This is a genomic window from Acetobacteroides hydrogenigenes (assembly GCF_004340205.1).
GTDB classification, from domain to species: domain Bacteria; phylum Bacteroidota; class Bacteroidia; order Bacteroidales; family ZOR0009; genus Acetobacteroides; species Acetobacteroides hydrogenigenes.
The window spans coordinates 33,372-45,855 of record NZ_SLWB01000009.1 but is presented as its reverse complement, the minus strand read 5'-3'; the positions used below and the strand labels follow the sequence as shown (position 1 = coordinate 45,855).

At 43.8% G+C, this 12,484-nt stretch carries 4 protein-coding genes; all 4 read left to right on the top strand.

Annotated features, from left to right (window positions below; translation table 11 throughout):
* Positions 1-24: 24 nt before the first annotated feature.
* Entirely contained in the window at positions 25-360 is a 336-nt protein-coding gene (rbfA, locus tag CLV25_RS10030) for a 30S ribosome-binding factor RbfA (protein ID WP_131839517.1), read from the top strand.
* Between the two features lie 30 nt (positions 361-390).
* Positions 391-1,164, top strand: a complete 774-nt coding sequence (locus tag CLV25_RS10025; protein WP_131839516.1) for a class I SAM-dependent methyltransferase — start codon at positions 391-393, stop codon at positions 1,162-1,164.
* A 21-nt stretch (positions 1,165-1,185) separates the two neighbouring features.
* Complete coding sequence (locus CLV25_RS10020; protein ID WP_131839515.1) at positions 1,186-2,394, top strand: ABC transporter permease; 1,209 nt, start codon at positions 1,186-1,188, stop codon at positions 2,392-2,394.
* Positions 2,395-2,573: 179 nt separating this feature from the next.
* On the top strand, positions 2,574-12,482 hold the full coding sequence (locus tag CLV25_RS10015; protein WP_131839514.1) for a T9SS type B sorting domain-containing protein: 9,909 nt from the start codon (positions 2,574-2,576) through the stop codon (positions 12,480-12,482).
* The last annotated feature ends 2 nt before the right edge of the window (positions 12,483-12,484 follow it).

Below are 12,484 nucleotides of genomic sequence, written 5' to 3'. Positions count from 1 at the left end.
TATCTTTGGCCAAATTTTGGTAAAATGGACTCAACTCGACAGCTCAAGATAGGGCGGCTTCTCCAAAAGGATCTTGGAGAGCTCATTCAACGACAAGGACTACAGGCGTACGATGGCGCGATGGTTTCGGTAACCACCGTTCGCGTATCGCCCGACCTCAGCTTTGCAAAGGTGTACGTAAGCATATTTCCCTCGGCTAAGGCCAAGGAGGTAAAGGTAAAGCTCGACGAGCACACCAAGATGCTCCGCTTCGAGCTGGGGCAGCGCGTACGCCATCAGCTGCGCATCGTTCCCGAGCTGGCCTTCTACATCGACGACTCGCTCGACTACGTGGAGCGCATCGACAACCTTTTGAAGTAAGCATCCTCTATTAATTGGCTTAAGATATTCATGATAAAATACGTCATTGCGCTAGCAACACGCTTTATACCGCGCCACCAGCTACAAAAGGTTGCCCATACGTTTATGAAGGCAATTACGCCCTTCTATGCTGGCAACAATTTCGAAGACCCTATAGATGGGCGCACCTACCGTAAGCTTCTTCCTTACGGGCGATTGAAGCCCCGCCAAAATGCGCTTGCGCCATACTCCATGTCGCTGGAGCGCCATAGGCTGCTGTGGCTCTTCTTTAAGCAGAAAACCGACATCTTCAGTAAGCCGGCTAAGATGCTGCACGTCGCTCCCGAGTACTGCTTTATTCCGCTTTTTAAGAAGCAGCGCAATATTGAGTACATCACCGGCGACCTAATCTCGCCTTGGGCCGATGTGAAGATGGATATTCAGGAGATTCCATTTTCCGATAATTCGTTTGATATCATCATGTGCAACCACGTGTTGGAGCACGTTCCCGACGATAGGAAGGCCATGAGCGAGTTCTTCCGTGTGATGAAGCCTGGGGGATGGGGTATCTTCGAGGTTCCTGTAGATTACAGCAACCCTAAAACGCTCGAAGATCCTGCCATCAATACGCCCGAGCTGCGCGAAAAGCACTACTGGCAGGACGATCACGTTCGCCTCTACGGCCTCGACTACGCCGATAAGCTCCGCTCAGTTGGCTTCGATGTTACCGAGGATAACCTGCTTATGGAGCTTACTCCAGAGCAGCGCAGGCGCTATGCGCTTCCTCCACAAGAGATCATCTACCTTTGTAAAAAGCCTCAATAGAAAGTAACCTAAGAAGACGTAATGCAGCTGCCGCTCTTTTTTGCCCGACGATACCTCTTCTCCAAGAAGAAGCACTCCTCCATCAACATCATGTCGATGATTAGCCTCGTGGGAGTCGCCGTAGGTGCAATGGCGCTGGTTGTAATTCTTTCGGTTTATAACGGGTTCGACAGCTACGTTCGCTCACTATACAGCACCTTCGATCCCGAGCTAAAGATCACCCCTGCTGAGGGCAAGTTCTTTAAGTACGACGAAGCCCTAAAGGCTAAGCTAATGGCTGTAGACGGCGTCGAAACCGTTAGCCGTACCCTCGAGGAGAATGCCTTGGTGAAGTATGCCAGCAAGCAGCAGATTGTAACCATTAGAGGTGTCGACGATAGCTACTCTAGGGTTGTAGGCATCGATTCTATGATGGCTGCTGGAAGCTTCGTATTAAAACATGGCGATTTAAATCAGGCCTCGGTAGGTGCCATGATAGCCCAGTCGCTAGGAGTAGGGGTAAACTTCATGGACCCATTGTTCCTTTATCTACCCAACCGATCGGCAACCAGCATGGACTCTCCCGACGCATTTATGGAAGAGTATGTTTTTCCCACATCCGTTTTTCAGACAAACCTAGAGTACGATATGAAGTACGTGATTGTGCCCATTCGTTTGCTTGATGCTGCATATGGTTTCTCTAATGAGGCTTCTGCTTTGGAAATCAAAATAAGAAAGGGTGCCGACCTCTCGAGCGTATATGGTAGGGTGAAAGATGCGTTAGGAAACAAGTTTGTTGTTAAGGATCGTTTCATGCAGAACGAGGTGCTCTTTCGAATAATGAAATCGGAAAAGTGGATTATCTACATGATTTTGTCGCTGATTCTTATTATCGCCTCGTTTAATATTATTGGTTCGTTATCAATGCTTATGCTCGATAAGCAGGAGGATGTCTTTGTGCTTCGTTCGTTAGGGGCTTCTTCAAAGTTAATTGAGCGCATTTTCTTGCTTGAAGGTTGGCTGATATCCATATTTGGGGCCTCCATTGGCGTCGTGTTAGGGCTAGCTATTGCTCTTATCCAGAAGTACTATAAAATTGTTAAGCTATCAACCGACGGTGCTTTCGTTTTGGATGCTTATCCGGTAAAAATAGAGTTTGTTGATATGCTATCCGTATTCTTTACGGTTGTTCTTATAGGGTACTTTGCTGCTCGTTATCCTGTTTCTACGTTAAAGAAGCAGCTAGCTTAGGAATATTAAAGCTAAAAAACACATCAGTTAAACATATTGTTCGGTTTAGTTAACAAAAAATAGTGAAGATATTTTGTAGTAATGCTTATTAAAGTTAAATTCGTACGGGGAATAGTGACCTTTTTACTTTTCTCAAGGGTTTTGCCGGTATCATTCATGAAATAAATCTGTCAGTTGGAATGAGGAACTTCTATGTATTTGCCAGAATAGCATTGTTTTGCATTGCTTGGCTTGTGGGGTTTGAGGGTTTAGCACAGTCTCGCTATTGGGTTGGCGGATCAGGGAATTGGTCGGATACTAGACACTGGTCCTATCAGTCAGGAGGGCAAGGCGGAGCTTCAATTCCAGCAGCAACCGATGTAGTTGTCGTTGATAAGAATTCATTTAAATCGGAAGGAACTATAGTTCTTGAACATGATGTTGTGCTCTCTGGCCTAATTTGGTCTGATGATGTTGCACAGTCAGGCTTCGAGGGTAATTATGAGATTTCCATAAATGGAGTTCTGAATTTCGGCACGGCAAAAAGTTGGGATGGAACGCTTGTTCTTTCTTCCGCAAAAAATTCCTATGTGTCTTTCCCTAGTACTACGATCCGTGCAAATGTAATCTTTGAATCTCAGGCTTCTTACAATTTTATCACAGGCATTAATACTCTTGGCAGGTTAGAGGTGAAAGGGGATAAGGTTGATTTCATGAAGCACATCATCAAGGCTAAACCTCTTGTAGTTTCATCTTCGACAGTAAAGGCCACCGCAAAATCAGGATTCCTTAAGGCAACCCAGTCGGATGGTGGTGTTTATAAAGTGAATATTACTGTTGATAATCCTAAATGTCCAGGCGGTTCGGATGGTAAGGCTACGGTTACTTCGGTGGAGAATGGTACGGCTCCTTATAAGTATCAGTGGAAAGATGCAACCTATGTTGATATTCCAGGAGAAACATCTGCTTCGATTTCAGGTTTGTCTCAAGGCTTTTATATTGTTAAAATCACAGATTCAAGTACGCCGACTCCTAAGGTAGACTTGGTGAAGGTGGGCGTACAAGATCCTAATCCTTTAACATTTGATAACTTTACAGTGATTGAGCCAACCTGTAATGGTAGTTCTACAGGAATACTTAACTCAAGCTTAGTTGGGGGTACGCCTCAGTATACCTACTCTTTGGATAATGGAACGAATTTCACTACGGAAACTGTTCCAGGATTAGCAATTGCAGGATTGGCAGCAGGGACGTATAATCTAGTTATAAAGGATAAAAATTTATGCGTTTATAACTATCCCAACAATCCTATTGTAATAAACCAGCCTGACGCTATAAATATCACGACTTCAAAAACAGATGTTACTGGATGTTTTGGAAATAGCAATGGAACACTTACCATAACAGCAAGTGGGGGTACTGCTGCTAGTCCTTTGGAGTACTCTATAGATGGTGCTGCCTTTGGGATACAGTCTTCTTTTACTAACCTTTTAGCTAAAACATATACAGTTGCAGTTCGTCGTGCTAATGATCACAGCTGTGTGAGTACGGCTGATGTGATAATAAACCAACCAGCCCAACTCTCGGCTACTGTTGTGGCAAATCCCGTTTCTGGCTGTAGCGCAACTCCTGATGGGCAAATTATTATCTCTGCAGCAGCTGGAGGTTCTGGAGTATTTGAGTATTCTATTGATGGTGGTGGTAATTGGAGCACTTCTGGCTCTTTTACAGGGTTAACCGCGGCAACTTACAATGTTCAGATTCGCGATGCAAATAATCCAACCTGTATCAGAATTTTGGATGCTGCGCTTCAGGTTACTGCAAAACCCGAACTTACCGCTACGGTTTCTTCAACAAATGCAACATGTAAAGGCTCTAATAACGGATCTATCAACATTACGACCCCACAAGGAGGTTCTGGAGTCTACGAATATTCTATAACTGGCACTTGGGTCGCAAATGGGGCGTTTACTAATTTGGCTCCTGCAACTTATACCGTAAAGCTTAGGGATAAAAATAATCCTACTTGTTCAAAAACAATAGCAACCATAACTATAACTGAACCAGTAGGCTTAAGTGGAACTATAGCTAAGGTTGATGTAACAGGATGTAGTAATGCCAGCAATGGTAGCATTACTATAAATGCTGCCGCAGGTGGCTCCGGTCAGTATGAGTTTTCTATTGATGGAACAACCTGGGTTAGTACATCTTCGTTTACTAATCTTATTGCTAAAACATATGCGGTTTCTATGCGCGATAAGCAGGCTCCTGCATGTGTCAAACCATTGGGGAGTGTAACTCTTTTATCTCCAGCTCCACTTGTGTCTACATTTACAAAGGTTGATGTTACTGGATGTGCTGGTAATAATAATGGTAGCATTACCTTTACAGGAACTACTGGTGGCGGTGGTGTATACGACTTCTCCATTAATAATGGTGCTACTTGGCAGCAGAGTGGTTCGTTTCTTAGTTTAGTTGCAGGAAGTTACACACTGGTTGTTCGTGATAGGCTGGCTCCAACATGTACTGCTGCCGTAGGTTCAGCTAACATAATAGAACCCGTAACATTAGCGGCAACGGTAACGACTGGGAACATTGCTTGTGCTGGAACTTCTACAGGAACAATTACTGTCTCTGCTGCAACTGGAGGTTCTGGTACTTTCGAGTACTCGAAGGACAATGGGGCAACATGGCAGGCTAGTGGATCATTTACGAATCTTCCTGCAGCTACATATCAGGTTGTAATACGCGATGCTGGGAATAAGACATGTGCAAAAGTACTTGGAAGCTACACCATTTCTCAGGCCGCTGCAATAACTGCTACCGTAAGTGTTGTGAACGTTACAGGATGTTTTGGATCTCTTAATGGATCTCTTAATATTACTAATCCTCAGGGGGGAAGTGGTGGATATGAGTACTCTAAAGATAATACTACTTGGGTAACATCGGGCTCATTTACCAATCTTGCAGCAGGAAGCTACACCTTATATATAAGAGATGTGGCTAATAAAACTTGTTCAGTAAAGTTGGGGGATTATACGGTTACTCAACCGGCTAATATCAGTATAAACTCAGTTGTTCCAGTCGATCCTAAATGCTTTGGAGATAGTAATGGTTCTATTACTGTTAATGCGACAGGAGGTACGGCTCCGTTAACCTACTCTATAGGAGGGCTATTCCAATCCCAAAACTTATTTAGTAATCTTGCTGCAGGATCGTTTACGGTAACGGTAAAAGATAACGCAGGGTGTACAAAGCAGTCGGATGTAACGCTTAATGCTCCGCAAAAGATCGTTCCAACTGCTACGAAAACGGATGTAACTTGTGCAGGTCCTAATACTGGACAGATTGCAATAACCGGTGTAACGGGCGGAATTGCACCGTACCAATATTCCATTCAAGGAGGTGCTACAGGAACATATTTTTCTACTACTACTTTTTCTAACCTTGCAGCAGGAACTTATAATGTAAGGGTAAAAGATGCTAACGGTTGTGAGTCGGATATTATTTCGTTAGTAGTGAAAGGAGCTGTTACTCTCGATGCTGTCGCTGTGCCTGTTGATGTTCGTCCTTGTAATGGGGATAAGAGTGGTGCTATAAATTTAACCATTAATTCGGGAACTGCACCCTATCAGTATAATATTGGAGCTGGCAATAAACCTCTAGTGGGAACTTCAATAATAGGATTAGGAGCAGGGAACTATAATTTAACCATAACAGATGGAGCGGGATGTGTAAAGAATTTAGGTGTGGTTGTTATTAGTGAACCTTCACCTATTCAAATTACAGGTATAACACCAGCCAATGTAACCGGTTGTGCTACCACTCCGAACGGGAGCATATTTATTGCAGCAGGTGCAGGTGCCGATCAGCTTTCTTATTCCGTGGACAATGGCGTTACCTATGTTACCACTAACAATATTACCGGTTTAGGCGCTGGTACATATCATGTTAAGGTTAAAAATAATTACGGCTGTGTTGTCGATGGTGGAAGTGTGACAATAACTGCACCAAATCCTCTTACAATTGATCTTAATGCAACTACTGCTACCAATGTTAAGTGTAATGGAGATGCTACGGGTGCTATAGTTGTTGTTGCTACAGGTGGTACTGCACCGTTAACCTATTCAATAGGCGGAGCATACCAGGCGGACAATAAGTTCAATAGTTTACAAGCAAACACCTATACCGTAAGCGTAAAGGATAATTCTGGCTGTCTACAAACAGCTCCGGTTACGGTTACTCAGCCTAATCTAATCAAGCCTAACTTACAGGTCTTTAATGTTAGCTGTAATGGGCTAGCAGATGGGCGTATTTTGGTGGCCCCAACAGGTGGTGTACCTAACTATACGGTAACGCTGAATCCTACTGCTACTTTTGTAAGTGGGGCATTTAATGGTTTGACAGCCAATACTTACACCGTTACTGTAAAAGATGCAAATAACTGTCTGGTTACAGAGCAAGCATCTATTACTCAACCAGCCCCAATTAGTATAACATCAAATAAGTTTACTAATCCAACTTGTACTGCTGCAGGAACAATAACTGTGACTGCAACAGGAGGAACTAATCCTCTAAAATTTAGTTTGATGCAGGGCGGTGCTGCAATTGCAACTAATGCAACCGGTGCATTTACAAATGTTAGTGCAGGGTCTTATACTGTTGAGGTTACCGATGCAAATAACTGTACTAAAGCGGTAACTCCAGCGATGGCGCTAACTTCTCCGTCAACAATTAAGTTTAGCAATATTGCTGCATCTGCGATTACTTGTAATGGAGGAACTTCAAATATATCTCTAACAGTTTCCGGAATTGTAGGAACGCCAACAGTAACCTTCACAAAGGGTGGTGTTGCCGTAATTCCAGCACCAACGGTAACCAAGGTTGGTGCCGACTATACCGTTGCTGCAAATAATTTGACTGGAGGGGCATATATTATTACTGTTACAGATAGCAATGATCCTACCTGTTCACAAAGTCAATCGATTGATATTGTTGAGCCAACCGCATTAGTGCTGGGTGCTCCTACTGTTGTTCCTCCAACATCAGGTAATAATGGGAGTATCTCTATAATTGCTAGTGGTGGAACTCAACCATATACCTATACGCTGAACCCAGGAGGCGTAAATAACACAACAGGAATATTTAGCGGCTTAGCAGCAGGAGCGTATACTATTGCAGTTGCCGATAAGAATGGCTGTGCTGCAGCTCCTGTCAACGTTGTGCTTTCTAATCTTAGCGCTACGTTGGCTGTTAAAAATGTAAGTTGCTATGGCGCTAAGAATGGGGAGATAACGGTGGATATCCTTGGTGGTGTTGCCCCTTATTCTGTGAAGGTAACAGGGCCAAATAGTTATAATCAGACATTCGTAGTTGCAACCTTGCAACAGGTTGTAACAGGTTTAGATAAAGGTGCTTATTCTGTTGTTGTAACGGATAATAATGGGACCTCCGTTACGAAGACTGCAACTTTAACCGAACCCGCAGCGCTTACAATGGCTCTTCAAAATGGAACTGTAAGCCTATGTGCTGGTGCAACCACTGGTAAAATTGATGTTGCTATTAATGGAGGTACTGCTCCATATACAATTACGTGGGTTGGCGACAATGCAGGTACTCCTGTACTAGGAGGAACTCTTGTAGGTCAATCTATAACTGATTTGGTAGCGGCTCATTATGTAGTTACGGTTACAGATGCTAATGGGTGTGCCCAAACTGCCGAACATACAATTGCAGGAAATCCTGTTTTAAACTTGACTGTAACATCTACCAACCCTCAATGCGGGAATCCTACATCGGGAACTATTACGCTTACTGCAGCTGGAGGTAATGGTGTATATAGTTATACTAGTGATGGCGTTACATTTAATAATACTACAGGAGCTTATACAGGACTTACTGCTGGAACATATAAGGTTGCTGTAAAGGATGGTCTAGGTTGTCAATCTTCTACACAAGATGTTACGCTCACTGCTCCAACAGCCATAAATATAGTGTCGGTTGATAAAACGGATACCAAGTGCTCCATTGGAGGTACTGTAACCGTAGTAGCTGCTGGAGGTAGTGGTGTGCTAACCTATAAGTTGCTTCGTGCAGGCAGCAAAGTTCTAGTTACTTCAAATACAACCGGACAGTTTGTTGATGTTGCTCTTGGAAATTATATAGTTGAAGTTACCGATGGTGGAACATGCCCTGCTACTTGGCCAAATACCATTTCAATTGTAAGCGGTGGAGGAACAACCAATATAAAGGTTATAACCTACACGGTAAATAATATTAAGTGCTTTGGCGATAAGGGAAGCGCATCAATTTCTGTTACGGGTGTTCAAGGAACGCTTTCGTGCGTCTTTGTTGATAGAAAAACGGGCATTACCCTTACCGAGGGTGTTGATTACTTATTTAAGGCTACAGCAGGAGCTAATCCTGGGGATTATCTCATTGAAGTAAGTGGCTTTAATGCGGGAAGCTACAATATGTTTATCAGCGATGATAACGCCTGTCCTCAGAAGTTCCCATTTGGAATTTCTGCCCCAACCAAGCTCGTGTTTGATTCGTTGACTAAGGTGGATCCAGCATCTAAGACTTCTGCTAATGGCTCTATTACCGCTGTGGTCTCAGGTGGGATGGCGCTTTATACCTATTCGCTCGAAGGAACCGCCATTAAGAACACTACGGGAATCTTTACTGGTCTTAACCCAGGTAAGTATAGAGTAGTGGTAGAGGATAAGAATCACTGTTTAGCAACAAGCGATGAAATTGAATTAGTTGCTTTGTCCAACCTAAATATCGATGATATTATTATCACCAGTCCTAAGTGTCATGCCGAAACAAATGGTTCGATAGATATTTACGCTTCGGGAGGAACTGGTGCAATGAAGTATTCTATTGATGGTGGAGCAACCTTCCAGAATGAGCAACTCTTTAGCAATTTGAAGGCGGGTGTTTATGAAGTGGTTGTAGAAGATGCTGCTGGTGTACGAGTTACTCAGCAGGTGACTCTTGCCGATCCTGATCCTATTGTTGTAAAGGTTGTGAGGATTAAGACACCATCTGCCGATGGGGCAACAGATGGAAGTATTGTTGTTATTGCAACAGGGGGAACAGGCTTATATTCCTACTCCTTAGTAAACGAAAATACAGGTCAGGAACTTTCTAATGCAACAACAGGAAGCGTGGAGGTGAATTTCAACAAGCTTCCTAGTGGAACCTATCGTATTATAGCTACTGATGAAAATGGCTGTATTGGAGAGGTGGGGCCAATTGCACTAGAGGAACTCTCGCTAGATGTCACAGTAACAGATGTAGCTTGTAATAATGCAGCTCTTGGTAAACTCGATATCTCTGTTGTAGGCGGTGTTGGGCCATTTAAGCTGACCTGGCAGCCTAAGGGTGGAGAACTTAAAGGTCCTTTCGATCTTGCCGAAAGAACTTATGCTATTCCAGACCTAGCTGCGGGTGATTATGTGCTATCGATTTCTGATGCTACTAATTCGGTTTACACAACAACGATAACCGTAAAGAGCCCTGTAACAGCGGCGGTAAGGGTAACAAAGGTTCCTTTAAATAAGGAAGATGCAACAGGCGAAATTTCGGTAACTCCATCTGGAGGTTCTGGAACCTATAAGGTTACTCTTACGAGTGTTGAAACCGGAACAGAGTATGCTGGAGTAGGAGCATCACCAGTGCTATTTAGTAAGCTATTGTTGGGTTCTTATAAGGTTGTAGTTACCGACGTCCTAAATGGCTGTACTTACGAAGAAACAGTTGTTATAGGTACATTAGGTGTCGAAGCAAAAGGCATTAGCGGTAACTGTAACAATCCAAAAGGCTCAATCGAAGTTACCGTGACAGGAGGTGTTAAACCGTACACGGTAACCTATACCCGTAAAGGGGATGTCGCTCAGCTAGGGATGGACCTAGATGCTGATTTGGATGGTAAGGTTGTCTTTGCCGATGTGGATCCTGGCGATTATACTGTAAAGGTGGTAGATGCCAGCAATGTAGAACGTACGATTGATGTAACCGTTTCTGCATACACAGCACCAACAATATCACTAGTCGCAAAGTGCTTCATGAACAACGATTACTACATTGAAATTGCGGTGCCTGAAGGGCTTAAGGATTATACAGTGAAGTGTACAGATGCTGATGGAGTAGAGTATAACTCTTACGATCCTGTTACGCATCGTATTACCAAACTGCAACCCAATAAGACATACTCGATTAGAGTGATTGATGCTGTTGGTTGTGCTTCGGATGTGCTAACCGTTGAGATTGCTACTTTGCCCGAAATGAAGGTTGAAGATCCTTCTATTGCCAATGTGCTTTGTCATGGAGGTGCTACCGGGAAAGTAGAACTTAAGGCTACAGGCGGAACGGAACCTTTAAAGTACAGCCTGACGCTTGCCGACAATCTTGCTGCCGAAACCTTCCAGGATTCTCCAGTATTTGATGGGCTGCTTGCCGGAAAGTATGTGGCTCGAACCGTAGATGCTGCTGGATGCTACTTTAAAGCCGAGGTGGAGATTTCTCAGCCTACAGAATTGGTGTTTGCGTTGGATGCAGGAAATAGCAGTACAAGCCTTTGGTGTGCTGCTAATGCAGAAGGTAAGCTTGCCTTTAATGTGGCCGACGCATCGCCGGGCTACACCATATCGCTTTACGATGCCGGAAATAACTTGGTTGGTGAACCAAAGAATTTGGATGCTGCAGGTAATGGCGCTTTCGAGGCTTTAAGGGTAGGAAACTACAAGTTGGTAGCTATTGATAAAAATGGCTGTGAAAAGGCGGTAGAACAAGCAATAGATGGGAAACACATCGTGGTTGATTATTCTACATCACCTTCGGAGTGCCGTAGATTTGTAAATCCAGATGATGCAAAAACTTCGGGTGGCGTATTCACGCTAAAGTCTATTAGTGGAGAATTTGATGCTGCTTCTACCTACTACTTTAAAAAGGGTGCTAACCTGCTTTCTGAACCGGTAGAGCCAACAGCAATGCCAGGTCAAGACGGCTACTATACCTTTGAGGCAGGGAAACCTCGGACTATTTCTCAGCTTCAGGGTGTTGGCTATTCGATTTTTGTTAAGGTTGTTGATCCTCTAAAGGGGACTTGTGAAGAGGAGGTTCCATTTAAGGTTGGGGTTAAGCCGCAGAACGATTTTACAGCCATTGCCGATCCCGATAAGACTGTTTGTATTAATACTACTCTCGATTTTAATGCTCAAATAAAGGGCAATACCGACGAGAGCAAGTACGAGTTCGAAAATGGCGTAATCAAGCAGGATAACAACTTCAATCCCGTTCCTAAAAGGTATTTTGGCGAATGGACGAATGTTGAAAATTCTAAGCTGGACGTTGAGTATACGGATGGCGTACTGACTGGATTTACGAAAGCAGAGAAACTTTCGCCGGATAAGGTGATGACAAAAGCCCCTTATAAGCTTCTTCATCCTTACATCTTTAGGGTAATCTCGCACGATAATCGCTGCTACGATGTCGATACTGCTAAGGTTTCGGTTCATCCATACTCGAGTCCATACTTCTCTGGACCACTTGTTAAGGAGGTCGAAGGTGTTGGCTACTTTATGCGAATGCCGTATGGCGCTACGCAAAGCTTGCAGCTTAAGTATGGTGCATCTGGATTCTCACCAGCACTTGTGTGGAATCCTGCAGAGTCTGAGTGGTTGGACGTTGACGCTGATGATAATACAAAAATTACCATTAACGATAAGTTTGGAGAAGAGGCGAGCCTGATTGCGACAGTAAGCTATAAGGTTAACGAAACCGAAACCTGCGAAGAGTATGCAGGTTTAAAGATAGTGCCAATGAGTACTATCTATCCTCCTAATGCCTTTACTCCTAATGGCGATGGATATAACGATACCTGGAGGGTGATATACGACGAAGAGATGGTTGAGTATCCTAACCTTGAGGTTGAAATATACAACCGCTGGGGATCGCTGGTTTACCATTCTAAACCATATAAGAACGATTGGAACGGCAAGCATAATGGAAAGGACCTACCCGTGGGAACCTACTACTACGTAATCAAGCTGCATAAGGGTAAGCTGCCTAATATCAGCGGATCCGTATCAATCATACGCTAATT